Source organism: Bacillus sp. SIMBA_031 (assembly GCF_046535225.1).
GTDB lineage: Bacteria > Bacillota > Bacilli > Bacillales > Bacillaceae > Bacillus > Bacillus velezensis.
Genome location: NZ_JAWRXC010000762.1, coordinates 1 through 230 on the forward strand (window position 1 = coordinate 1; position 230 = coordinate 230).

Here is a 230-nt window from a genome sequence, read left to right on the forward strand (position 1 = left end):
CTCTGGCCGCGCGCCGGCGCGCTCGACAGCGCCTGGCAGGACGAGGAAGGCGCGCGCCGCCGCAGTCGCCTGGTTCGCGGCCAGGCCTTGCTGCTGCCCTCGCACGTTGAACACAGCACGCGCGCCGAAAGCGCCGCGCAGCAGCATGGCGAACTCTATCTGGCGCCCGAACTGCTGCGCGACTGCCAGGCCGGCGGAGTGCTGCAACTGGACGGCGCGGCCCAGGCCAT

At 73.5% G+C, this 230-nt stretch carries 1 protein-coding gene; it reads left to right on the top strand.

Annotated elements, in window-relative coordinates; genetic code table 11:
• Window positions 1–230, top strand: a 230-nt coding sequence (locus tag SB724_RS22110) for a hypothetical protein (protein WP_410573264.1), incomplete at both ends; no start/stop codon positions are given.